At 65.3% G+C, this 24,008-nt stretch carries 23 protein-coding genes; 15 read left to right on the forward strand and 8 right to left on the reverse strand.

Annotation, left to right across the window (positions count from 1 at the left end; all coding sequences use genetic code 11):
- Positions 1–2: 2 nt before the first annotated feature.
- A complete protein-coding gene (locus ShzoTeo12_RS21635; protein WP_318914210.1) occupies positions 3–1,007 on the reverse strand; it encodes an AraC family transcriptional regulator in 1,005 nt (334 codons plus the stop codon).
- 258 nt (positions 1,008–1,265) lie between these two features.
- On the opposite strand from ShzoTeo12_RS21635, the gene ShzoTeo12_RS21640 reads away from it, so the two are divergent.
- From ShzoTeo12_RS21640 to ShzoTeo12_RS21650, 3 genes are read left to right on the forward strand one after another with little or no spacing between them, the layout of a single operon-like run.
- Positions 1,266–3,473 (forward strand): TonB-dependent siderophore receptor, encoded by a 2,208-nt coding sequence (locus ShzoTeo12_RS21640; protein ID WP_318914212.1) that lies wholly within the window; start codon positions 1,266–1,268, stop codon positions 3,471–3,473.
- Positions 3,474–3,478: 5 nt separating this feature from the next.
- The gene (locus ShzoTeo12_RS21645) at positions 3,479–4,639 is read left to right on the forward strand and encodes an ABC transporter substrate-binding protein (RefSeq protein WP_318914214.1); all 1,161 of its coding nucleotides are present in this window, start codon (positions 3,479–3,481) and stop codon (positions 4,637–4,639) included.
- A gap of 10 nt (positions 4,640–4,649) precedes the next feature.
- A complete protein-coding gene (locus ShzoTeo12_RS21650; protein ID WP_318914216.1) occupies positions 4,650–5,729 on the forward strand; it encodes a siderophore-interacting protein in 1,080 nt (359 codons plus the stop codon).
- A gap of 37 nt (positions 5,730–5,766) precedes the next feature.
- On the opposite strand, the gene speB is transcribed toward ShzoTeo12_RS21650, so the two are convergent.
- On the reverse strand, positions 5,767–6,741 hold the full coding sequence (gene speB / locus ShzoTeo12_RS21655; RefSeq protein ID WP_318914218.1) for an agmatinase: 975 nt from the start codon (positions 6,739–6,741) through the stop codon (positions 5,767–5,769).
- A 402-nt stretch (positions 6,742–7,143) separates the two neighbouring features.
- Here speB and ShzoTeo12_RS21660 point away from each other — a divergent pair, with 402 nt between their 5' ends.
- A complete protein-coding gene (locus ShzoTeo12_RS21660; protein WP_318914219.1) occupies positions 7,144–7,719 on the forward strand; it encodes a hypothetical protein in 576 nt (191 codons plus the stop codon).
- Between the two features lie 105 nt (positions 7,720–7,824).
- On the opposite strand, the gene ShzoTeo12_RS21665 is transcribed toward ShzoTeo12_RS21660, so the two are convergent.
- Positions 7,825–8,457, reverse strand: coding sequence for a UbiX family flavin prenyltransferase (locus ShzoTeo12_RS21665; RefSeq protein ID WP_318914221.1), 633 nt, complete (start codon positions 8,455–8,457; stop codon positions 7,825–7,827).
- Positions 8,454–9,965 carry a UbiD family decarboxylase gene (locus ShzoTeo12_RS21670; RefSeq protein WP_318914223.1) on the reverse strand — a complete coding sequence of 504 codons (1,512 nt, stop codon included), beginning with the start codon at positions 9,963–9,965 and terminating at the stop codon, positions 8,454–8,456. Before ShzoTeo12_RS21670 ends, ShzoTeo12_RS21665 begins: the two co-directional genes overlap by 4 nt.
- Positions 9,966–10,074: 109 nt before the next feature.
- Between ShzoTeo12_RS21670 and ubiT the strand changes: the two genes are divergently transcribed.
- From ubiT to ShzoTeo12_RS21725, 11 genes are all read left to right on the forward strand, one after another.
- Complete coding sequence (gene ubiT, locus ShzoTeo12_RS21675) at positions 10,075–10,581, forward strand: ubiquinone anaerobic biosynthesis accessory factor UbiT (RefSeq protein WP_318914225.1); 507 nt, start codon at positions 10,075–10,077, stop codon at positions 10,579–10,581.
- Positions 10,572–11,549 (forward strand): ubiquinone anaerobic biosynthesis protein UbiU, encoded by a 978-nt coding sequence (gene ubiU, locus ShzoTeo12_RS21680; RefSeq protein WP_318914226.1) that lies wholly within the window; start codon positions 10,572–10,574, stop codon positions 11,547–11,549. The genes ubiT and ubiU overlap by 10 nt, the downstream gene beginning before the upstream one ends.
- Before the next feature lie 10 nt (positions 11,550–11,559).
- Positions 11,560–12,495 (forward strand): ubiquinone anaerobic biosynthesis protein UbiV, encoded by a 936-nt coding sequence (ubiV, locus tag ShzoTeo12_RS21685; RefSeq protein WP_318914228.1) that lies wholly within the window; start codon positions 11,560–11,562, stop codon positions 12,493–12,495.
- Between the two features lie 305 nt (positions 12,496–12,800).
- On the forward strand, positions 12,801–13,469 hold the full coding sequence (locus tag ShzoTeo12_RS21690) for a GntR family transcriptional regulator (protein WP_318914229.1): 669 nt from the start codon (positions 12,801–12,803) through the stop codon (positions 13,467–13,469).
- 207 nt (positions 13,470–13,676) lie between these two features.
- Positions 13,677–14,669 (forward strand): biotin synthase BioB, encoded by a 993-nt coding sequence (gene bioB / locus ShzoTeo12_RS21695; protein WP_413251200.1) that lies wholly within the window; start codon positions 13,677–13,679, stop codon positions 14,667–14,669.
- Complete coding sequence (locus ShzoTeo12_RS21700) at positions 14,666–15,799, forward strand: 8-amino-7-oxononanoate synthase (protein WP_318914231.1); 1,134 nt, start codon at positions 14,666–14,668, stop codon at positions 15,797–15,799. The genes bioB and ShzoTeo12_RS21700 overlap by 4 nt, the downstream gene beginning before the upstream one ends.
- Positions 15,799–16,434, forward strand: coding sequence for a dethiobiotin synthase (gene bioD / locus ShzoTeo12_RS21705; protein WP_318914233.1), 636 nt, complete (start codon positions 15,799–15,801; stop codon positions 16,432–16,434). Before ShzoTeo12_RS21700 ends, bioD begins: the two co-directional genes overlap by 1 nt.
- Positions 16,431–17,699, forward strand: a complete 1,269-nt coding sequence (locus ShzoTeo12_RS21710) for an adenosylmethionine--8-amino-7-oxononanoate transaminase (protein ID WP_318914235.1) — start codon at positions 16,431–16,433, stop codon at positions 17,697–17,699. Before bioD ends, ShzoTeo12_RS21710 begins: the two co-directional genes overlap by 4 nt.
- Complete coding sequence (locus ShzoTeo12_RS21715) at positions 17,696–18,685, forward strand: beta-ketoacyl-ACP synthase III (protein ID WP_318914236.1); 990 nt, start codon at positions 17,696–17,698, stop codon at positions 18,683–18,685. Before ShzoTeo12_RS21710 ends, ShzoTeo12_RS21715 begins: the two co-directional genes overlap by 4 nt.
- A 252-nt stretch (positions 18,686–18,937) precedes the next feature.
- Positions 18,938–19,381, forward strand: a complete 444-nt coding sequence (locus tag ShzoTeo12_RS21720) for an SRPBCC family protein (protein ID WP_318914237.1) — start codon at positions 18,938–18,940, stop codon at positions 19,379–19,381.
- A 230-nt stretch (positions 19,382–19,611) separates the two neighbouring features.
- Positions 19,612–21,078, forward strand: coding sequence for an MDR family MFS transporter (locus tag ShzoTeo12_RS21725; protein WP_318914239.1), 1,467 nt, complete (start codon positions 19,612–19,614; stop codon positions 21,076–21,078).
- A 63-nt stretch (positions 21,079–21,141) separates the two neighbouring features.
- Here the strand turns inward: ShzoTeo12_RS21725 and ShzoTeo12_RS21730 are convergent, their stop codons facing one another.
- The 4 genes from ShzoTeo12_RS21730 to ShzoTeo12_RS21745 all read right to left on the reverse strand — a co-directional run bounded on the left by ShzoTeo12_RS21730 (position 21,142) and on the right by ShzoTeo12_RS21745 (position 23,959).
- Positions 21,142–21,888 (reverse strand): class I SAM-dependent methyltransferase, encoded by a 747-nt coding sequence (locus ShzoTeo12_RS21730; protein ID WP_318914241.1) that lies wholly within the window; start codon positions 21,886–21,888, stop codon positions 21,142–21,144.
- Positions 21,889–21,952: 64 nt separating this feature from the next.
- A complete protein-coding gene (locus ShzoTeo12_RS21735) occupies positions 21,953–22,297 on the reverse strand; it encodes a hypothetical protein (protein ID WP_119255884.1) in 345 nt (114 codons plus the stop codon).
- Between the two features lie 201 nt (positions 22,298–22,498).
- Positions 22,499–23,152: a L,D-transpeptidase gene (locus ShzoTeo12_RS21740; protein WP_318914342.1), complete on the reverse strand. Its 654-nt coding sequence runs from the start codon at positions 23,150–23,152 to the stop codon at positions 22,499–22,501.
- 198 nt (positions 23,153–23,350) lie between these two features.
- Entirely contained in the window at positions 23,351–23,959 is a 609-nt protein-coding gene (locus tag ShzoTeo12_RS21745; RefSeq protein WP_318914243.1) for a DsbA family protein, read from the reverse strand.
- Positions 23,960–24,008: the final 49 nt, after the last annotated feature.

A 24,008-nucleotide genomic window follows, 5' to 3' on the forward strand; every position in this document is an offset into this window, starting at 1 on the left:
GCCTAGGCGGGGCTACGCTTCACCGCCGTCGGCACGATGCCGAAGCGGCGGCGGAAGGCGGTGGCGAAGTTGGCGGCGCTGGTATAGCCGGCGATGCCGCTCGCCTCCTGCACGCTGGCCTCGCCGGTGGCGAGCGCAGCATAGGCCCGCTCCAGCCGGACGTTGCGCACATGGTCGAAGACGCTGCGGCCCTCGGCGGCGCGAAACAGGCGCTGCAGGCCGCTGGCGCTGATGCCGGCCTCGCGCGCGATGGTCTCCACGCTGAGCGGTTCGGCGGCGCGCGCGGCGATGAAATCCTTGGCGCGCTGGAGGCAGGTCATGTCGTGCCGGGTCAGCAGGCCGCCGCCCGCCTCGCGCCGGTCCGCCCGCAGCGCCGCCGCCATGGTCTCGGCCACCAGTTCGACGGCGCGGCCTTCGAGATAGAGGTCGCGCAGCTCGGGAATGAGCGGGGAGGGGCTGAAGATCTGCCGCACCAGCTCCACCATGCGCGGCGTCAGCGTCCAGCGGTATTCCGCAAGATGGTCGCGCAACAGCCGCGTGCCGCCCTTGGTATCGGCGACGGCTTCGAGCACGTCGCGATGCAGCCATTCCGGCGTGGCCGAAACCACGAGATGGCGCAGGTGCTGGCGCCCGCGCGAGGCGCGCGCGAAGCTTTCCGGGCAGGCATTCATGATCGCGACCCCGCGTGCCGCGCCGCGGTTCGCCTGGAAGGCGAAATGGCGGTCGCCGATGGAAAGATCGACGCTACCTTCGAGGAAGAAGATGCAGGAAAGCTCCTCGGGAAGCTGCGATGTGGCCGTGAAGGGCCGCTCCTCGATGGCGTCGCTGGCATGCAGCACGAGGCCCCGCCGCAGCTCGCGGTGCAGGAATGCGCCCTTCATCAAGGTATCGTCCGGCGTCAGCCGGTCGTCCGGGCTGTCGAAGGCGATGCCGGCATGGCGCATGAAGTCGCGCACGCGCAGGCGTCCGTCATTCGTCTTCAGTCCGGCTCCGCCTTCGGCTGCCATGTCCGATCCTTCGATATCCGCCGTCCCGTGCGTCGCAACGTGACCCGCGGGCCTTAGCGAACCGTCACGCCCCATGACGATTTACCGGTGCGCAAAGGCTTTTGCGTGTCGCGCAAAGGAACCGACATTGTCGGCCGTGCGATTGTTGCCCTAAGGAATACATTAACTTGATTTAAGTGGTCAAGTTTAAGGCAAGGTATAGCTGTCAGGGCGGCGATGATGAATTCGGCATACGGAACGGAAATGGATGCGGCGGGAATGGCATGGCGGGCGGCCTGGCGAAAGCGCCTCTGGCTCGCCTCGACCGTGCTGCTTGCCGTGACCGCGGCGGGCGGCCATGCGCTGGCGCAGGATGCCGGCGCGACCACGCTGGAGACCGTCACCGTCGACGGCGGCAAGGAGACCGGCCGCGGCCCGGACAAGGGCATCGTCGCCAAGACCAGCCGCAGCGCCTCGAAGACCACGACCTCGCTGCGCGAGACGCCGCAGGCCGTGAGCGTGGTGACGCGCGATGAAATCGACGCACGCGGCGCCAATTCCGTGCGCGAGGCGCTTCGTTACACGCCGGGCGTCCTCGCGGAGGCCAATGGCGACGACGTTCGCGGCGGCTGGATGTGGATCCGCGGCTACAACGCCTATTCCAGGCTCTGGCTCGACGGTCTCGCCCAGGCGGGCGATCCCGACGGCTACGCCTCCTGGCCGATCAATTCCTACGCGCTGGAGCGCGTCGAGGTGATCAAGGGGCCGGCCTCGGTGCTCTACGGGCAGACCGTGCCCGGCGGGCTGGTCAACCAGGTCAGCAAGCGGCCGCAGACCACCGCCCATAACGAGGTCGAGGTGACGACATCCTCGCTCGGCGGCATCCAGACCTCGGCCGACTTCACGGGGCCCCTCGGCAGTGACGGCGACTGGTCTTACCGTCTCGTCGGGCAGGGGCGGGATCTCGGCAGCCAGATCGACAAGGAGCGCAACCGGCAGCTCATGCTGTCGCCGAGCCTCACCTGGTCGCCCGACGAGGATACCTCGCTCACCCTTTACGGCCTCTACCAGAAGGTGAACCCGAAGAATTTCAGCGGGCGCTTCTATCCTGCATTCGGCACGCTGATCCCCAATCCCGCCGGGCAGATCCCGACCGACACCCATATGGGCGACTATCTCTCCAATGCGAACGAGTTCGACGCCAATCTCTATACGGCCGGCTACGAGTTCTCGCATAATTTCAACGAGAGCCTGACGTTCCGGCAGAACCTCAGATACAGCTATGCCGATCAGAACATGTTCCTGGCGGTCGTCAATCCGGCCTTCACATGGCCGTCGAACCCGCCCTCGGGCACCACGCTTGGACGGGTCGTCTCGGCATCCGACGACACGCTGTCGTCCATCGACATCGACAACCAGCTCGAGGCGCGCTTCGAGACCGGCGCGCTCGACCATACGATGCTGTTCGGCCTCGAATATTTCCACATCCGGTCCGACCGGCATTTCGGCTCGGCGGCCATCGCCGGGCAGGATTATCTCCATCCGGTCTATGGCGGCACCTATCCCTTCCCGGCATGGACGACCTCCAGGCTCTCAACGCAGGATCAGGTCGGCGTCTATGCCCAGGACCAGATCCGCTACGACAACTGGCTGGCGACGCTCGGCCTTCGCTACGATCATTCCGAGATCACGACGACCGACCGCCTGAAGAACGTGACCTACGAGAACAAGGACAGCGCGCTTTCGGGCCGCGCGGGCCTTGCCTATCTCTTCGACAACGGCCTGACGCCCTATGCGAGCTTCTCCACGGCGTTCCTGCCGACCATCGGCGCAGACGTGAACGGCGATCCCTACGAGGCGCAGCAGTCGCGGCAGTTCGAGGTCGGCGTCAAGTACGAGCCGGAAGGCGGGCGCGGCATGATCGGCGTTTCGCTCTACGACCTGAAGCTCGACAATGCGCTGACGCCAGTCTACAGCGGCACGGGCGCGACGCTCGGCAATATCCAGACCGGTGAGCAGCGCATCCGCGGCGTCGAGATCGAGGGCAAGTACGAGCTGACGCCGGAACTGGACCTGATCGCCTCCTACGCCTATTCCGATTCCAAGGTGCTCGCGACGAATATCGCGACTCAGGTGGGCAAGGACATGCTCCGCGTGCCGACGCATCAGGGCGCTCTCTGGGTGCAGTACCGGCCGGAATGGGCCGAGGGCCTTGCGTTGAATGCCGGTGTGCGCGCCATGTCGTCCTACCATACCGACACGACCTATCTCGACTCGCTCGAAATCCCCGGCCTTGCGCTGGTGGATATTGGTGCGCAATACGATCTAGGCGCCCTGAACAAGGATTTTGCCGGAACGACCTTCCGCGTCAACGTCTCCAACCTGTTCAACAGAACCCATGTCGTCCAGTGCACCAATGCCACGGGCGGAAGCTGCAACTACGGGCCGGGCCGGACCATCACGGCAAGCCTGAAATTCGAATGGTGACGCGATTGGCGACAGCGCGACCGAACGCGACGGGAAGGGCTGGCGGCACGCCGCCGGCCTTCCGTCTCCTGCACTGGATGCTGGCGGTGGCTGCCTTCCTCATGGCCCTCGCGCTTCCGGCCGAAGGGCGGGCGGAAATCGTGCTGTCGGATGCCGCCGGCCGCGAGGTGCGCCTTGCCGCGCCCGCGCGCCGCATCGTCACGAACGAAAGCCTCATCCTCATCTCGCTCGCTCTCGTCGATGCGGATCCCGTTTCGCGCCTTGCCGGCTGGGCCGCGCCCCAGCGCATCGACCGCGGCATGTACGACGCCTATCGCCGCCGCTTCCCGGCCATCGACGCCATTCCGGCGGTCGGAAGCGTGCTGCCGGGCAAGACCTCGACGGAGGCGATCCTTTCCGTCAAGCCGGACCTCTTCGTCGTGTCGATCTGGGAAACCGGCTGGACGGAGATCGTCGCCACGCTGGAGGCGGCGGGCGTACCCGTCATCTTCCTCGACGGGCCGGTGAACGACGGCAAGGGCCCGGCGGAAACGACGGCCTTTTCCGTCGCGCTGCTGGCGAAGGCCGTTGGGCAGGAGGCGAAAGGCGAGGCCTTCGGCGATTTCCTGCGCACCCGCTACAAGCGCATCACGGATCGCACGGCGGCGCTGGAGCCGGTTTCGGTGCTTGTCGACGCCCATGCCGGCGCGACCTGCTGCTCGACGCCGGGCAAGGGCAACCGCATGACGGAATATCTGCGGCTTGCCGGCGGAAGGAGCATCGGCGCCGACGTGCCCGGCTATGACGGACAGCTCAGCCCCGAATATGTCATCGGCACGGATCCGACGGTCTATATCGCGACCGGCGGCCCGCATCTTGTCGCCCAGGGCGGCCTCGTCCTCGGCGGCGGCATTTCCGAGGCGGCCGCGCAGGCATCCTTCGCCGACATTCTCGGCAAGGGCATGCGAGAGGCGCTGACGGCCGTGCACGAGGGCAGGGCTCATGCCGTCTCGCACCAGCTTTCCATCTCGGTGCTCAACATCCTCATCTTCGAGTGCTTCGCCAAATGGATGCATCCCGACCGCTTCGCGGATGTCGATCCCGCCGAGACGCTCGCCGAGATCAATGCCCGTTTCCTGGCGGTGCCGCTCGAAGGCACGTTCTGGATCGACTACAAGCCGCAGTAAGGACGAGAACATGCAAGCCAGGCAATATACCGCACAGGCCCGGATCGCGCTCAGCAATCCCGGCCCCGTCATCGCGGACTTCTGCGCGCACATGGTTGAGCACAATGCGGTGGTGAGCGAGGGCCCGGAGGGCCCAGAGCTGCGGCTCGGCGCCATTCGCGCCCGCTTCTCGCGCGACGGCGACGCGACGCTGGTCGATGTCGCCGCGCCCGATCTCGAAGGGCTCTATCTTGCCCGCATGTCCGTCGCCTCGCATATCCTGGAATTTGCCGGCGACGATCCGCCGGTCATCGCCTGGACGGGCGACGGCGGCGAGATCGCCCGCCCGCCGAACTTCCAGATCCTTGAGGTCATAGGCTGTCGCACGCTCACCCCGCATATGCGCCGGCTGACGCTGGCCGGCGAGAACGTCGCGCGTTTCGCCGGCCTCGATGCACTGCACCTCAACCTCATGGTCCAGCGCCCGGAGGCGGCAAGGCCGCAATGGCCGCGGGTCGGCGCCAACGGGATGATCGAATGGGAGGAGCCGGACCTGCGCCCGCTGATGCGCAAGTACACGGTCCGCTCGCTCGACCTTGCCGCCGGAACGCTCGATATCGATTTCGTGTTGCACGAGGACGCCGGGCCGGGCTCGGATTTCGCCGCGCGGGCGGCGGTCGGCGATTTGGTCGGCGTGGTCGGCCCCGGTGGCGGCGGCCTCGCTGCGGCGGACTGGTATCTCTTCGCCGGGGACGAGACGGCCCTGCCGGCCATCGCCCGCATGCTGGAAGCCCTGCCGGCGGAAGCACGCGGCCATGCATTCCTGGAGGTCGCCGACGCGGCCGAGGTGCAGCCGCTTGCCGCCCCGCCCGGCATCGCGGTCGCGTGGCTGATGCGCGATGGCAAGGCAGCCGGCACCACGACCCTGCTCATCGACGCGGTTCGCGCCACCGCCTTTCCGGCGGAAGGCGAAAAGGTCTATCTCTGGGCCGGCTGCGAATTCGAAGCTTTCCGCGCGATCCGTGCCTTCGCCCGCCAGGAAAAGGCGCTCACCGGCGACGAGCACCTCGTCGTCTCCTACTGGCGCCGCGGAACGGTCGAGGGCGCCTAGGCTGTGCGCTGCTCGCTGCTGCAAGGATGCCGGTCGATCAAGGCTTGGAAGTTGCTTTCCGTGCCTTTTCAATCTGCCTCGCCAGAATACACATCAACTCGAACATGATGGTCGCGCCGGCGATGGAGGTCATGCCGGCAAGGTCGAACGGCGGTGAAACCTCCACGACATCGGCGCCGACGAGGTTGAGGCCGTCGAGCAGCCGGACCATCTGCTGCGCTTCCCGCGTCGTGAAGCCACCGATTTCCGGTGTGCCGGTCCCGGGAGCCATCGACGGATCGATCGCGTCGATGTCGAATGTCACATAGGTCGGGTTCTGGCCGACTATCTCGCGCGCTTCGGCCATGACGTCCTCGACGCCGCGGCCCACGAATTCCTCCATATAGATAATGCGAATTCCCTGGGCGATGGCCCAGTCATGCTCGTCCGGGGCATAAACCGAACCGCGAATTCCGATCTGGACGATGCGGCGCGGATCGAGAAGTCCCTCCTCGATCGCACGTCGGAAAGGGGTGCCATGCGTGTAGGGATTGTTTCCGAAATAGGTGTCGTTCGTATCGGAATGAGCGTCGAACTGGATGAGCCCGACCTGCTTCTGCCTTGCGACTGCGCGCAGGATAGGCAGGGTGGTCAAATGATCGCCGCCGACGCACAGGGGAAGCGCCCCGGCGCTGACGATTTCGGCAACGCCTTCCTCGATCAGCCGGAGGGCGTCCAGCAGATCGATCGGGTTGACCGCAAGGTCACCGATATCGGCGATGTTGGCGACGCGAAATGGCTCCGTCTTGAAGACGTGGTGGGTGCTGCGCATCAGGCTGGATTGGTTGCGGACCTCCCGAGGGCCATGGCGCGCGCCGGCCCGGTTGGTCGTTCCACCATCCCAGGGAATGCCGGCCAGAGCAATGTCGAGGCCCTTCGGAGAGGGAACTGCAGGCAGCCGCATGAATGTCGCGTGACCGGCAAACCGGGGTACCTTTGCGGCATCTACAGGTTGATGGAACGTCTCGCTCATTCAGGCTTCCTCCCCGAGATCAAGAAAAAACCCGCACGACGGGACCTGCCCGTCATGGGGAATCGATATCAGGCTACCTTTGAGACCGTACCAGTCAATCACCGAAATGGGCCCGCCTGATTCCGCAACGGTGGCCGTCTGAGCCGCTCGGTGTCAGCCCGTGACGGATCGTAGACGAAACCGTATTTGCGCGCGATTTCCTCGCGCGGCTGCAGGAAGATGCGGCTGCAATGCCTCTTGCTTGCAGATGAACTCATATGGAGCCGGTGTCCGGAGTTGCAGGCGCCAGCAATGTAGCGGGATGTAGGCTTCTATGGCGGGCTGGTGTTTCCGGAATGACATACTGCTGTTACCCTCGATCCGAGTGACGGCTCGCGGATAATGGTAGCAGAGGACGAGGCAATGACAGCAGCAAGGTTCGTGTCGGTCTTCCTCGTTCTGATTCTTATGGCGGTCCCTGCCGGGGCCCAGGTCGTCGACTTCCTCGGCATACCGGGGCCGATCGATCTCGACGGGACGTCATACGAGCTGGCATGGAGTTCCCGGCCATCGGAAAATTACAGCAAACAGGAATATGTCCCGGCGGGCCAATCCGTCGAACAATACCACCAGATGCTTCTGGTTGAACGTGTGACAGGTGACGCCAAGGTCATCGATGTCGTCAAAAGCCAGATCGAGATGCTGCGAGAGCGGAAGAATACCGACCCTCTCGCCCATTTCGAAATTCTGCAAAAAAATGCTCTCGGCGAAGTGGCGCTCGACTTCCTGGTCAGCACCAGGGATCCGAAGGGGGAGTATATTGTCGAATGGAACCTGTATCGCTATGTGCCGACAAAGTCCGGCGTCCTGCTGTTCGCCGTGAGCCACCGGGCTTACGGAAATGACAATACAAAAGTGTTTCTCGGCCGCCTGAAGCAGTTGCGGGCTGGGCAGACACGGGCGTTGCTGGAAGCATCCCTGCCGGAACCGAAGAATTAGCCTTTCGATATCCCAGGCCGCGGATGTCCCTGCCGACCACCTAGGCGGCTGCGTCCGATCAAATGCTCGCCCGCGTCGACGGTTTCTCCGGCCACTGGAGCGGCGTCATTCCCCGTGTGGCGGCATCGTGTCTTTCGCCTCTCCGCTCCTGAAAACCGGCGGCGATGTTCCCTCCCAGCTCTTTGCGAGCGGTCCGGCGGCGAGCGCGAGGAGATCGATGGCGCGCGCCGCGAGATGGTCGACGACCTCCGCGAGGGATTGCGGCAGGTGGTAGAAGGCCGGAACGGGTGGCATGACGATCGCGCCCATCTCGGTGACGGCGCACATGTTACGCAGGTGGCCGAGATGAAGCGGCGTCTCGCGCGCGAGCAGGATCAGGCGGCGACGTTCCTTCAATTGCACGTCGGCCGCGCGCGCAAGCAGGGTGTCGGTGCGGCCGGTGGCGACAGCCGAAAGCGTCTGCATGGAGCAGGGCGCGATCACCATGCCGCTGACCGGAAAGGAGCCGCTGGCGATCGATGCGCCGATATCGCCATTCGGGTGATGGCAGCGGACGAGGGGCAGGAGGCTTTCCATCGCATCCGGTCCGCATTCCAGATCGAGCGTGCGCCGCGCCGCGTCGGAGACGACGAGATGGATCTCGACATGTGGCAGGGCTGAAAGCCGCTCGACGATCCGCACGCCGAGCGCTGCGCCCGAAGCGCCGGAAATGCCGACCACGACGCGCTCGTTTCTCATGCGCTCGCACCATCGAGACCGAGGGAGGCCCAGAGGCCGTCGATCCGTGCGGTGACGTCCGGAGCCATGGCGAGCACCCGGCCCCATTCGCGGTCGGTCTCCGCGCCGATCTTGGTCGTGGCGTCCAGTCCGAGCTTGCTGCCGAGGCCGCTTTGCGGCGAGGCGAAGTCGAGATAGTCGATGGGTGTATTCTCCACGACCATCAGGTCGCGGCCGGCGTCGAAGCGGGTGGACAGCGCCCAGATCACGTCCGGCCAGGATCTCACGTCGATATCGTCGTCCACGGCGACGATCAGCTTGGTGTAGCTGAACTGCGGCAGCATGGACCAGAGGCCCATCATCACCCGCCGCGCCTGGCCGGGATAGCGCTTGTCGATGGAGACCACCATGGCGCGATAGGAGCAGGCTTCGGGTGGCAGCCACAGGTCGCGGATTTCCGGGAACTGACGCTTTACCAGCGGTACGAAGAGCGCGTTCATCGCCTCGCCGAGCCGGGAAGGTTCGTCCGGCGGCCGGCCGGTATAGGTGGAAAGGTAGAGCGGGTTGCGGCGCATCGTGATCGCCGAGAGCGTCATTACCGGAAAGGGCTCGACGGCATTGTAGTAGCCCGTATGGTCGCCATAGGGGCCTTCGTCGGCCGCCTCGGTGGCCGAGACGGTGCCTTCGAGCACGATCTCCGCACTGGCCGGCACGGGCAGCGGAACGGTCACGCCGCCCGCCGTCTCCTGCCTGCGGCCGCCGAGCACGCCGGCGAAGGAGAGTTCGCTCATGCCGTCCGGCAGAGGCATGACGGCCGAGAGAATGGTGGCCGGGTCCGCGCCGATCGCCACCGCCACCGGCATGTCGCGGCCGCGTTCCTTCCAAAGCCGGTGATGCCGCGCCCCGCCGCGATGCGCCAGCCAGCGCATGACCAGCCGGTTCCGTCCGAGTTTCTGCATGCGGTAGATGCCGACATTCACGTCCGCCGGATCGTCCGGCGCGCAGGTGATGACGAGCGGCCAGGTGATGAGCGGCGCGGGCTCGCCCGGCCAGCAGGTCTGGATCGGCAACCGTCCGAGATCGACATCGCCGTTCCGCCAGACGATCTCCTGGCAGGGCGGATGCCGCGTCTTGCGCGGGTTCATCGAAAGGGCCGCCTTCAGGTGCGGCAGCTTTTCCCAGGCATCGCGCAGCGAGCGGGGTGGCCTCGGATCGCGCAGATCCGCGAGGAAGGCCGCAAGGCGCGGCAGGCCGCCCGTCTCCAGCCCGAAGCCCCATTCGATGCGCTCGCGCGTACCGAAGAGATTGGCAAGGAGGGGGATGGGCTGGATATTGCCCGCGGCATCGACCGGCTGCTCGAAGAGCAGCGCAGGTCCTTCCTCGGCCAATACGCGGCGGTGGATCTCCGTGATCTCGTGGATCAGCGAGACCGGCTCGCGGATGCGCACCAACTGCGCGCGCCGCTCGAGCAGGGCGACGAAATCCTGAAGGCCATCGAAGCGGCGAGGAATGGGGGCATCGGCTTTCATGGGATGCGATTGCCGGGAAAAAACGTTCCGGTCTTTGTGCTGGCGCAAATTCGCGCCGGGCAAGGCTTCCTAGGTTCCGGCCGTTCGTTTTTTCGCAAGGGCCGCTTTCATGACGTCGCTACCGCCGCTTCTCGCAAGACAGGTCGATCTTATGCCGGTCTGGCTGGTGGAGCGGGTGGCGCGCGGGCTCTTTTTGAGCGTGCTGAAGACGCATCCCGATCTCTTCGAGCGGCTCGGCGACTATTGCGGGACCCGCTACGGCTTTTCCCCGACCGACCTGCCATTGCATTTCATCGTCGTGCCGACGACGCGCACGCTGGCGGTCTCGCGCGGTGCGCCGCCCCTTGCCGATGCGCGTATCGAAGGGCCGCTGGTGCTGCTGCTTGGCCTGCTCGAAGGGCGCTGCGATGCGGACGCCCTGTTCTTTTCGCGCGATCTTGCCGTCACCGGCGACATGGAGGCGATGCTGGCGCTACGCAACGCGCTCGATGACAGCGCCATCGATCTGCCCGACGAACTCGGCGCACTGGCGGGGCCGCTCTCGCCGCTGGTCATCGGCGCGGCGCGCTTTATCCGCAGCCGGGCGCTCGAAGGAAAGGATGCGACATGGAACTGATCTGCCCGGCCGGCACGCCCGCCGCCTTTCGCGAGGCGGTGGAGGCGGGGGCCGATGCCGTCTATTGCGGCTTCCGCGACGAGACCAATGCCCGCAATTTCCCCGGTCTCAATTTCAGCCGTGTGGAGATGCGCCAGTCGATCGCGCTCGCGCGTTCGAGGCGTGTCTCGACCTTCGTGGCGCTCAATACCTTCATGCGCGCCGGCGATGAGGCGCTTTGGTATCGGGCGGCAGACGATGCGGTGGCGGCGGGTGCGGATGCGCTGATCCTCGCCGATTTCGGCCTGATGGCCTATGTGGCGGAGAAATATCCCGAGCAGCGGCTGCACGTCTCCGTGCAAGCCTCCGCCTCCAATCCGGATGCCATCCGCTTCCTCGTCGAGGCTTTCGGCGCGAAGCGCGTGGTGCTGCCGCGCGTGCTCACCGTGCAGGACATCGCCCGGCTGACACGCGGAATTGACTGCGAGGTGGAGGTCTTCGCCTTCGGCGGGCTTTGCGTTATGGCGGAAGGGCGCTGTTCGCTTTCCTCCTATGCCACCGGCAAATCGCCGAACATGAACGGGGTTTGCTCGCCGGCAAGCCACGTGCGCTACCGGCAGGACGGCGCGGACCTCGTCTCGGAACTCGGCGACTATACGATCAATCGTTTCGGTCCCGGCGAAGCCTCCGGCTATCCGACGCTCTGCAAGGGCCGTTTCGAGATCGGCGACGTCGAGGGCTACGCCTTCGAGGACCCGGTCTCGCTCGACGTGATCGATGAAATCGACGCGCTGCGGAGGGCGGGCGTTACCGCGCTCAAGATCGAGGGCCGCCAGCGTGGCAAGGCCTATGTGGCGGAGGTCGTCTCCTCCATGAAGCATGCGCTCCAGGCCGAGCCGGCAGAGCGGGCCGCGCTCGTCGCCCGACTGCGAATGATGAGCGAGGGTCAGCGGACGACCACGGGTGCCTATGACAAGCGCTGGCGATAGGAGAAGGCACATGACGACGACAGCCAAGCCGGCGCTGAGCCTCGGGCCGGTCTATTTCCTCTGGGACGGGCCGAAGTGGCGGGATTTCTATTTCCGCATCGCCGACGAGGCGCCGGTGGAGCATGTGACGCTGGGCGAGACGGTCTGTTCCAAGCGCCAGCATTTCAGCGAGCCGCATGTCGCCGAGGTGGTCGAACGGCTGGAGGCTGCCGGAAAAAGGGTGACGCTCTCGACTCTCGCCATGGTGACGCTGGAGCGGGAGAGCCGGCACGTGCGCGATCTGATCCGCGACAGCGTCCATTCGGTAGAGGCGAACGACCTTTCGGCGATCGGCCTCCTCAAGGGACGGCCGCATTCGATCGGGCCGCTGGTCAACGTCTACAACGCGGCAACAGCGCGAGTGCTCGCCGCGCGCGGGGCCGAGAACATCTGCCTGCCGCCGGAACTGCCGGCAGGTTCCATCCTGCGGATTCTGGAGGACATGCCAGGCTTCTCCTTCGAGATATTCGCCTTCGGCCGCATGCCGCTTGCGATTTCCGCGCGCTGCGCCCATGCCCGCTCCAAGGGGCTGACGAAGGACAATTGCCAGTTCATCTGCGGCGAGGAGCCGGATGGCCTTCCGCTGCGCACCCTCGACCGGCAGTCCTTCCTGGTGCTGAACGGTGTGCAGACCCTTTCGAACAGTTGCGCGATGCTGGGCGACGATCTGGCGCCGCTGGTGGAGGCCGGCCTGTCGCGCATCAGGCTCTCGCCGCAGGATTGCGACATGGTGCGGGTGGCGGAAGTGTTCCGCGCCATGCTTGATGGCGAGATGGCGGGCGAGGAAGCAATTGCTCACCTGCAGCAGGTCTATCCCGGCATTCCCTTTTCGAATGGCTTCCTGCACGCGCGGGAAGGAGCGGCCTGGGTTGCGCGAGGGCGCGCGGCATCGCTCGGACATGCGTGACGGAGCGCGGTTGAAAAGCGGCGGGTGGCGCCCGCCTACCGGGGGCATGTGATCCAGGAAAATCGACGGCGGCGCGGATTTCCTTCCTGGGCAGGCTATCGAGAATGCCGCCGCGCAAGTTCGTGAGGGATTGAGCTAGGCTCGTTCCGTCCGTTGCTTGCCGGTCTCAACGCCGTTGACCGCATCGGTGCTTCCCCTTGAAGGGCGGTCCGGGTAATAGACAGGGCGCAACCTCTTGTCGAACCTCGGTGGGCGGCGCCCGGCCTGTGCTCGACAGCGCCGGAATCGTAAATTATCTATAAAAAATGACCGTAAGCGCCGAAGACACCATCGCCAACCGCATCAGCCGCGTTCTCGCAGAACGTATCATCACCGGCGCACTGGAGCCGGGAAGCAAGCTCAGGCAGGACCATATCGCCGAGGAATTCGGCACCAGCCATGTGCCGGTGCGGGAGGCGTTCCGGCGGCTCGAGGCGCAGGGACTGGCCGTGAGCGAGGCGCGCCGGGGCGTTCGGGTCGCATCGTTCTCGCTTGCCGAGGTGCAGGAGGTCGCCCTGATGCGCTCCGTGCTGGAAGGGCTGGCCCTGCGCATGGCGGCGCCGCATCTCACGCCGTTCCTGCTGGATCGGGCGGAAGCGGTCGCGCAGGCCTGCGATGCCGCCACGGGCATCGAGGAATGGGACGAGGCCAACCGCGCCTTCCACAAGCTGCTGCTTTCCCCCTGCAACATGCCGCGGCTGCTGGCCGAGATCGACAACCTGCATGCGGCGGGCTCGCGTTTCCTGTTTGCAACGAGCCGCGCCGGCTGGACGCCGCGCGTCGATACGGACCACCGCGCCATCCTCGATCACCTCCGGCAGGGCAAGGTCGATCAGGCCGTCATCGCGCTCGAACGGCATGTGAAAAGAATCGGCGAAAAACCGGTTCGTTATGCCTCCGGCAAGACGGGCGCCGCATTCGCGCTCGAAGGCTGATTCAATCGCCGCTTTCCGGCCTGGTGCCGGCTGAGACTTCCGCGGGCTGACGCCCGGCGGGACGATGAAGCATGCCGTTCTCCTCGCTGTTCCGGGTTTTCGATCCCTGTCTAAAAAGGGGTTGCCATCGCTTGCCCGTTTCTGATTATAGATAAAATCATGATTCTATCTATTTGGAGGCGAGAAGGGCTCTCGATGATGCGGGAAATCGAACATCCGAAGGAATTTGCAGGAGCGCATCCGTCTCCCGATGCGTGCTGCACCGTCGAGGAAGCGGAATTTATCTATAATCTTCCGTTCAATGATCTTCTCTTTCGTGCCCAGCAGGTTCACCGCGAGCACTTCGATCCCAATGCGATCCAGATGAGCCGTCTTCTGTCCATCAAGACCGGCGGCTGCGCCGAGGATTGCGGCTATTGCAGCCAGTCGGCCCATTCTCCGACCGGGCTCAAGGCTTCGAAGCTGATGGAGGTCGAACGCGTGCTGGCCGAGGCGCAAAAGGCCCGTGATGGCGGCGCGACCCGCTATTGCATGGGGGCGGCCTGGCGCAGCCCGAAGGACCGCGACATGGAGACGATCGTGCGCATGGTCGAGGGGGTGAGGGCGCTCGGCATGGAAACCTGCATGACGCTCGGCATGCTGACGCCCGCGCAATCGGCAAGGCTCGCCGAAGCCGGCCTCGACTATTACAACCACAATATCGATACGTCCGAACGCTACTATTCCGAGATCATCACCACCCGCAGCTTCGCGGACAGGCTGGAGACGCTGTCGAATGTCCGCGAGGCCGGGATCAAGGTCTGCGCGGGCGGCATCCTTGGTATGGGCGAGACGGCAAGTGACCGTATCGCCATGCTGGTGACGCTGGCCAATCTGCCGGCCCCGCCGGAGAGCGTGCCGATCAACATGCTGATCCCGATTCCCGGAACGAAGCTGGCGAATACCGCTCCCGTCGATCCCATCGAATTCGTGCGCATCGTCGCGCTGGCGCGGATCCTGATGCCGGCTTCCCATGTGCGCCTGTCCGCCGGCCGCACCGATATGAGTGACGAGACGCAGGCCCTCTGTTTCCTGGCAGGGGCCAATTCCATCTTCGTGGGCGAGACGCTGCTGACGGCGGAAAATCCCGGCGAGGATCATGACGCGGCGCTCTTCCGCCGGCTCGGCCTGAAGCCGATGGAGCGGGAGCTCGCCCTTTGAGCGCGCCGGCCTTCGCCCGCCACGAAGCCACGCTCGCCGGCCTGCGGCGCAAGGGCCGTCTGCGCGCGCTGCTGCCTCGGCAAGGCGTGGACTTCGCCTCCAACGACTATCTCGGCCTTGCCGATGCGCCGCGCCTGAAGGCGGCGATATCGGCCGCGATGGAAAGGGGCGTACCGGTGGGGGCGGGCGGCTCGCGGCTGCTGCGCGGCAATCATCCCGAGCACGAGGCGCTCGAAAGGGAGGCCGCGTCCTTTTTCGGAGCCGGCAAAGCGCTCTATTTCGGCAGCGGCTATGCCGCGAACACCGCGCTTTTCTCTACCCTGCCGCAGCGCGGAGACCTGATCGTCCATGATGCACTGATCCATGCGAGCGTGCATGAAGGCATCGCGGCAGGCAGGGCCGGGGCGGTCGCCGTGCGGCACAACGATGTCGAGGCTTTCGACCGGGCGATTTCGGACTGGCGAAGGGCCGGCGGAAGGGGGCAGCCGTGGATCGCTGTCGAAAGTCTCTATTCCATGGACGGGGACCGGGCGGCGCTGGGAGCGCTTGCAGAAATCGCCGAGCGGCACGAGGGGTTCCTCGTCGTCGATGAGGCGCATGCGACAGGCGTCCTCGGTCCTGGCGGACGCGGCCTTGCCGCCGGCCGCGCCAATGTCCTGACGCTGCATACCTGCGGCAAAGCGCTGGGGCTCTCCGGTGCGTTGCTCGGATTGCCGACCGTGCTTGCCGACTATCTGGTCAACCGGGCGCGCAACTTCATCTATTCGACCGCGCCCTCTCCCCTTGTCGCCGCCGGCGTGCGCGAGGCGTTGCGGATGCTGGCCGACGAGCCGGAGCGTCGTGCCCGGCTGGCGAGCCTGACGGAGCTTGCCGGCGAGTGCCTGCGCTCCTGGCTCGGCATGGATGCCAGCGGCTCGCAGATCCTCCCCGTCAGGATCGGGGACAATGCCCGCGCGCTGAGGATCGCTGAACACATGCGCGAGGACGGCTTCGACATCCGGGCGATCCGGCCGCCGACGGTGCCGGAGGGGACGGCGCGGCTTCGGATCTCCATCACGCTGAATGTCGATGAGGGACAGATATCGGACATGTTCGAACGGCTCGCGGCCGTCATGGCGAGGGAAACGTGATGGCTGCGCGCTTCGTTATATCCGGCACCGATACCGGCATCGGCAAGACCGTCTTTTCCGCGGCGCTGGCCGTCGCCCTGAACGGGTGCTACTGGAAGCCGGTGCAATCCGGCCTCGACGGCGAGACGGACAGCGAAACGGTTGCCCGGCTCGGCGTGCCGCGCGAACGGATCCTGCCGGAGGCCTATCGTCTTTCGGCGCCTGCCTCGCCGCACCTCTCGGCCCGGCTGGACGGCGTGTCGATCGCGCCGTCGCGGCTCGTGCCGCCGCAAACGGACGGTCCGCTGGTGATCGAAGGCGCGGGCGGCTTGCTGGTGCCGCTTTCCGAACATCTGCTCTTCGCCGATATCTTTTCGCGCTGGCAGCTTCCCGTCATCCTGTGCGCCCGCACGTCCCTCGGCACGATCAACCACACGCTTCTCTCGCTCGAAGCGATGCAGAGCCGCGGCATTCCGGTCTTCGGCGTGGCCTTCATCGGCGAGGAAAATCCCGAGACGCAGCGCATCATCGCCGAGTTCGGCGGCGTCCGGTCGCTTGGCCGGCTTCCGGTGCTTGTGCGCGTCACGGCCGAAGCGCTCCGCCGGGCCTTTCTGGACAATTTCGATCCGATGGTTTTCCAGGGAGAACCCGCATGAACCGCTCGCCCGTCTGGCATCCCTTCACCCAGCATGCGCTCGAGCCGCCGATGACGCGCATCGTCTCGACCGAAGGCGCCTATCTGATCGATGAAGACGGCAACCGGATCCTCGATCTCATCTCGTCCTGGTGGGTCGTTACCCACGGTCATCGGCATCCCCGGATCGTCGAGGCGATCCGCGAGGCGGCGCAATCCCTCGACCAGGTCATCTTCGCCGAGTTCTCGCACATGCCTGCCGAGCGGCTGGCGGCCGAACTGATCGAGATCGCGCCTCCCGGCCTGCGGCATGTGTTCTATTCCGACAGCGGCTCGACCTCGGTCGAGGTGGCGCTGAAGATGGCGCTCGGCTCTTTCCACAATACCGGGCAGGCGCGTGACCGCATCGTCGTGATGGAGCATGGCTATCACGGCGATACGATCGGCACCATGGCGGCCGGTGAACGTGGCGTCTTCAACGCCGCCTATGCGCCGCTGCTTTTCGAGGTCGACCGGCTGCCTTTTCCCCAAGCGGGCCGGCAGCAGCGGACGCTCGACATGTTCGAGGCGGTCTGCCGCACCGGCCGCGTGGCGGCCTTGCTGATCGAGCCGCTGGTGCTCGGGGCGGGCGGCATGAAAATCTACGCCGCCGAGGTGCTTGCCGGGCTGGCGGAGATCGCGCGGCGCTACGGGTGCCTGTTCATCGCCGACGAGGTGATGACGGGCTGGGGGCGGACGGGAACGCTGTTCGCCTGTGAGCAAGCCGGCATCCGCCCGGATATCCTCTGCACGTCCAAGGGCTTGACGGGCGGGGCGCTGCCGCTCGCGGCGACGCTTTGCAACGAAGCGGTCTTCGAGGCGCATTTTTCGGCCGACCGGCGCAAGACGTTCTTCCACTCCAGCTCCTACACCGCAAATCCCATCGCCTGCGCGGCTGCGATTGCCAATCTGGAGATCTGGCGCAGCGAGGCCGTGGAAGAGCGAATCTCCCGGCTGGCGGGACTGCACCGGCGGCACCTCGCGCGGTTCGAAGGGGACGGGCGTTTTACCGGCGTCCGGCAGATCGGGACGATCGCGGCCCTCGACCTTGCCGTACCGGAAGGCGGTTATCTCGCCGATGCCGGGCCGAGGATGCGCAGGCTGTTTCGCGAGCGCGGGCTGCTTGTCCGTCCGCTCGGCAACGTGATCTATCTCATGCCGCCCTATTGCGTGACCGAAGGCGAGATCGACCGCGCCTACGACGCCATCGACGAGGTGGCCTCCCTCGTTCTCGGAAAGCCGCGATGAGGCCCGGCCTATCTTCGCGCATGATCGGGTTCGGGCATGCGGTGCCGGCCCGTTGCGTCGGCAATGCGGAGATCGAAAGCCGGCTCGGCCTCGAAGCGGGCTGGATAGAGCGCCGGACGGGCATTCGCACGCGCCATTGGGCGGGGGACGGCGAGACGCTGAGCGGGCTTGCGGAGGCGGCCGCGCGTATGGCGCTGGACGACGCGGGGGCCGCGCCGGAGGATATCGCGCTGGTCCTGCTTGCGACGTCCACGCCCGATCACCTGCTGCCGCCGTCCGCACCGCTCATCGCACACCGGCTGGGTCTTCGCGGCGCCGGCGCCATCGATCTTGCGGGCGCCTGTTCGGGCTTCCTCTATGCGCTGGCGCTGGCCGACGGGTTCGTGCGCGCGCAGGGGCGCAAGGTGCTCGTGGTCGCGGCCAATATTCTGAGCCGGCGCATCAACACGTGCGAGCGGGCAAGCGCGGTCCTCTTCGCCGACGCCGCCGGCGCGGTGGTGCTCGCACCGTGCGACGATCCGAAACGGGGCGTCGTTTCGGCTGAACTTGTATCGGATGGAAGCGGATACGACCTCATCCACATCCCCGCCGGCGGCGGCAATCGTCCCTTCGCGCCGGATATCCCGGCCGAGGCGTTCCTGATGACGATGCACGACGGCCGGGAAGTGTTTACCCGCGCCGTCGCGCTGATGACCGGCACCTCGCAGCGCGCATTGGCGCAGGCGGGGATAGACGCGGCGGCTGTGAGCCGCTTCGTTCCGCATCAGGCCAATGCGCGGATGTTCGATGCGGTGGCGGCCAATCTCGGCATCGCACCGGAAAAGACCGTGCGGACCATCGGCGACTTCGGCAATTCCTCTGCCGCCACCATCCCGCTCTCGCTTTCCATTGTGCATCGCCAAAAAGTATTCGCGGATGGGGAAATATTGCTCCTGACCGCCGCGGGTGCCGGGCTGGCCGGCGGAGCGGCGGTTGTCGTCATGTAGGCGTTTGCTGCCCGTAACAGGTGCCGTTGAGGAGGAATGAATCTTGCGGCTGGCATCGAACTATGCCGCCTGGAGCTTTGATCGTAGGGTATCTGCGGCAAACCGCGCGCGGTGAAGAAAACAGCCGATGCGAAACTTAATCCGCTGTCATGTCGGATTCTCACTGCCTCGTTCGTCTTAACTGCATCGGGCAGCGGCAAGCACGTCGCCACGACAGAACGAACCGATGAAACCGAACCACAGGAGAACACCATGCCCAGCACGATCCGCCTGCACCGCGTCATCGCCACCAAGCCCGGGAAGCTCTATCGCGCGTTCCTCGAACCGGACGCGGTTGCAAGCTGGCTTCCGCCATACGGGTTTCTCTGCACCGTCCACGAGCTGGATGCGAAGGTCGGCGGCCGTCACAGGATGTCGTTCCGGAATTTCACGACGGGCGAAAGCCACGCCTTCGGCGGCACCTATCTGGAGCTCGTCCCCGGGGAGCGTCTCGTCTACACTGATGGTTTCGACGATCCCAACCTTCCGGGTGAGATGAAGGTGACGGTGAGCCTGAAGGCCGTATCGGTTGGCACGGAAGTGAACATCGAGCAGCAGGGTGTGCCGGATATCATCCCCGCCGAAGCCTGCTATCTCGGCTGGCAGGATTCGCTGGACAAGCTTGCGAAACTCGTCGTGCCGGAGATCGAACAGTAGGCACGGGGTAAATGGCCGGAGAGCATGACGGCGCCCTGGACGACGCCGGAGACGAAGCCGTGCCCGCGGCGGGCGTTTTGACAGTGGCCGCGAACCCGTCGTGCCGTGTCTTCACGCTTTTGCGAAACGGTGCCGAACCGGCTTGACGGAATGATCCATCGGATTAGTAAGGCTGGCATAGGATAACATCCCGCCATCGCCCAAGCGGCCATTCCATCCGAAAGTTCCCCATGACGGAAAGAACATCTCATCGCGGCCTCGTCGTCGTTGCGATCATGGCCAGCATGGCGATGATCGCCATCGAGGCGACGATCGTTTCGACGGCAATGCCGCAGATCGCCGCGCAACTCGGTCAGATCAATCTCTATTCCTGGGTCTTCTCGGCATTTCTCCTGACGCAGACGGCGACGACCGTGGTGTTCGGAAAGCTTGCGGACATCTATGGCCGCAAGCCCATGATCCTCATCGGTATCGCGATATTCCTGCTGGCCTCGGTGCTTGCGGGCTTTGCCTGGTCGATGCCGTCGATGATCGCCTTCCGGCTGCTGCAGGGCGCCGGCGCCGGCGCCATTCAGCCCGTCGCCATGACTGTGGTCGCCGATCTGTTTCCGGGCAACCAGCGTGGCAAGGTTCAAGGTTATCTCGCCAGCGTATGGGCGCTGTCGGCCGTTGTCGGTCCCCTTCTCGGTAGCCTCATCATCCATAACCTTCCCTGGGCGTGGGTGTTCTGGATCAATGTGCCCGTGGGACTTTTCGCTGCGTCGACATTCTTCCTGTTCCTGCGGGAGGAGAAGCGAACCCGTGTTGTATCGATCGACGTGCTGGGCGCGAGCCTCTTTGCTGTTTCCATCTCGGCATTGATGATTGCCCTGACCGAGATGGAAAGTGCGATCTCGGGACAGGCCATCGGGGCGCTCGCCATATTCGCGGCCGCTCTCGGCGCCTTCATCTGGCAGGAACGGCGCGCGGAAGCGCCGATGATCGCGCCGGATCTCTGGCTGAAGCGTCCGATCGCATTCGCCAATCTCACCGTCTTCTTCGCAAGCATGGCGATCATGGGGCTGACGACCTTCCTGCCGATGTATGTCCAGACGGTGCTCAACCGCTCGCCTCTCGTTGCGGGCTTCGCACTGACCATGCTGCTTCTCGGCTGGCCTTGCGGCGCGACGATCGCCTCGCGCCAGTTCACACGCTTCGGCCTGCGGCCCCTTATGGTCACGGGCAGCCTGCTGATCCCGTTCGGCACATTCCTTTTCATCCTGCTTCGGCCCACGAGTTCTGCTGTACTTGCTGGCGCCGGTTCGCTGATCATGGGGTTCGGGATGGGGCTGCTCAATATCAGCGCCCTGATCCTCACGCAGGAAAGCGTGGGCGCGAACGAGCGCGGCAGCGCCACCGCATCGAACGTGTTCTCGCGCAATCTCGGCAGCACGCTTGGCGCCGCCGTGCTCGGCGCGGTGCTGACCTACGGCCTCGCGCATGTCGCCAATGGCCAGGCGATCACGCCGGAACAGATTCGGGCGCTGCTGAATGGCACCGGCGCCGCAATCAGCGGCGTCGAAGAGGTCCGGCACGCCCTCCAGCACGCGCTGCATGCGACATTCATCGCCATGCTGCTGATCGCGGTCCTGATCATACCTGCGTGCCTGGCGGTGCCGTCAACGCAGCTCCACGGGCCGGCTCCGCAGGAGGCGTAGCGCCGGGCGCATGGGTGCGGCCGAAGTCTTCCAATAGAGACGAACGACCTCCCTGTGCCCGGATCAGGCGAGGGTGCCGAGGGGAATGATTTCCTTCGCGCCGTTTTCCCAGGGATGGCCTTCCCAGTCGCCGAGCCATCGTTCGGCGCGCAGGCCGGTTTCGGCCAGAAGCGCCTCCAGTTCGGCCTTGTCCGGAAAGGCGATGCGGGAGGCCGCCGAGAGGCGCCGGCCGGTGGCGCGGATTTCATAATGGGTCCCGTAGGTGACGACGCCGGTGGCGGCGTCGAAGGCGACGTCGTTCCAGGCGGCGACCTCGCCGAAGCGGGGATGGACGAGGGAGCGCATCGACTCGTCCGGCCCCCATTCCTCCCATTCCCGGCAGGCGGGATTGCGGCTGTCGAAGACGAAGTGCCCGCCGGGCGCAAGATGTGCCGCGATGGTGGCAAGCACCGCCCGGCGATCCTCCCGCGTCAGGAAGACCTGAAAGGCATGTCCCGTGAGCATGACGAGTTCGAAGCGGCGGCCGAGCCGCACGGACCGTGCGTCGCCTTCCACGAAATCGACGCCGCCGGCGCCCGGCTTCGCCCGTGCGATATCCAGCATGGCCGGGGCGGGATCCACGCCGACGACCGTCCGTCCCTCGCAGAGCGCAACGGCCAGCTCACCCGTGCCGCAGCCCAGATCGAGCACGCTGCCGGCGTCCCGCGCGAGCGCCGTGCAGAAGGCAAGGTCCGGCGAGCGTTCCCAGCCGTTTTCGAGGTCGTAGAAATCGGCAAGGGCAGGGTCGTGGTAGAGGCGATCGTCGTCCATGCTTCCTCCAAACAAAAAGCCGCGCGTTTCCGCGCGGCTCCTGAATAGTCGGCTCAGCCGGCGGTTACTTCCCGTCGCCGGCGGCGTCGAGGACCTTTTCGCAGTGGGTCGGGCCGCCCTTCGGATCGACGCGGTCGCCGACGGCGCGGATGCTGGTGATCCGGTAGGCCTCGTTGACGGTGAGTTCCACCGTGCAGGACTTGCCCTTGGCAAAGCCGCCGCGCCACTTGTAGAGGGTCGTGCCGCCGGTGCCGGCCGTGTCCGAGATCGGCGGGCCATAGGCCGCGAAGAAGCTGCCGGCGGTCTTGCCGTTCCAGCGCGCCTGCAGCGGATTGGTCGGGACACTGACGGTGGTGCATGCGGTGAGGGCAAGCGCAACGCCTGCCAGAATTGCAACGCGGGAGTTCATATGTGCCATTTCCTTGGACGTCTTGCGGCCGCTTTCCGGCGATTCGGAACCGGATCCTCGATTTCGCCATAGCGCAGCACGCGCAAAAGGGGAATCGCCGCCGCGCGAACTTTGCAGCCATCCCCGTCGAACGGTCGCGGGACGTGCCGATTTGCAACAGTTCGTTCAGAGGCGGGCCCGGCAGTCGGCCGCCGCCGATGGTCAGCCCTTCCTGAGATGAGCCATGGCGGGATCTGCAACCACAACGATCGGGCTTCCGTCACGCACGTTCTCTGCGAGGTGGATGACGTCCTGATTGATCATACGGATGCAGCCGGATGACACGGCGCGGCCGATGGTCTGGAATTCCGGATTTCCGTGGATGCGATAGATCGTGTCCCGGTTGCCCTCGTGAATGTAAAGCGCGCGCGCTCCGAGAGGGTTTCTCAATCCCGGGGCCATGCCGCCGTTCGCGATGCTGATCGGCTCAAGCTCCGGCTGGCGGGCCACCATCTCATCGGGAGGATTCCAGCGCGGCCATTCCCGCTTGTAGGCGATATGGCGGCCACGACCGGCCCAGGAAAAGCCGTCCCTGCCCACGCCAACCCCGTATCGTGTCGCTCGTCCGTTGGGCAGGACATGATAAAGGTACCGATTGGGCGTATCGACGATCACGGTCCCGACACTTTCACCGGTCGGGTATTCCACTTCGGTTCGCCACCATTTCCGATCGACCTTTGAAACATCGACTGCCGGAATCGGAAACTTCTCACCCGGCATGGCGAAATACATGGGAGGTGTCGCCAGACGTGGCGTTTCCACCTGTGCGATCTCAGGCACCTGTCTCGCGGACGTGCAACCGGCCAGGGCGAACATGCCGGCTCCGGCGAGAAACGTGCGTCGTGCGATCAGGCCGGACGGTCGGCTCTGCGAATTCAAATCTATGTCCTCGTGCTGCTCATTCTGTATCCGCAGAACGCGGGAGCTACCTTAAGCGCAGCTTAAGAGGAGACCGCTCGGGCGACCCGCGCCCGAAGACCTGCAAGTCGGCTGTGGGGCGCGGCCGTCTGCGGGCTATCCTCTTGCCTTGGCGATGGCGTCCTTCAGCCCTTTTTCATCGAGGACGCCCGGAAAGAGCGCTGAGCCGATGACGAAGGCGGGCGTGCCGGCGAAGTTGAAGGCGAGCGCCTGACTGTAGTTGCGATTGAGCAGTCCGGAGATCTTGGCATCGTGCTTGTTCACGGATGCCGTCACCTCCTTCATCGACAGGCCGGCGCCCGTCAGGCGCTTTTCGACTTCCTCGTGGGTCAGCTTCCCCTTGGTTTTCATCAAGGCTTCCATCGCGACTTCGTACTTGCCGATCTGCGCGGCTCCAAGCACTGCCTGAGCAGCGAAGATGGAGACATCGCCGAAGATCGGCCAGTCCTTCAGGACGAGCCGCACATTGCCGTCGGCTTTCACGACCTTCTCCACCATCGGATGCGCCTTCTTGCAGTAGGGGCACTGGTAATCGAAGTATTCGACGATGGTGACGTTTCCCCTGGGATTGCCGAGGACGGGGGCGTCCTTGTCGAAAAAGACCTCGTCCTTCGTTAGTTGCTGGGCAAGGGAGGGCTTCAGTCCGGTTGCGGCCGCTGCCGCGCTGGCAAGCGTCGTCGTCAAAATGGTTCTGCGGGTCAGCATCGGGTATCTCCTTGTTCTAATCGAGGGCACCGGAAGAGGGGGAACGGGG

It is taken from the genome of Shinella zoogloeoides (genome assembly GCF_033705735.1).
Lineage (GTDB): Bacteria > Pseudomonadota > Alphaproteobacteria > Rhizobiales > Rhizobiaceae > Shinella > Shinella zoogloeoides_A.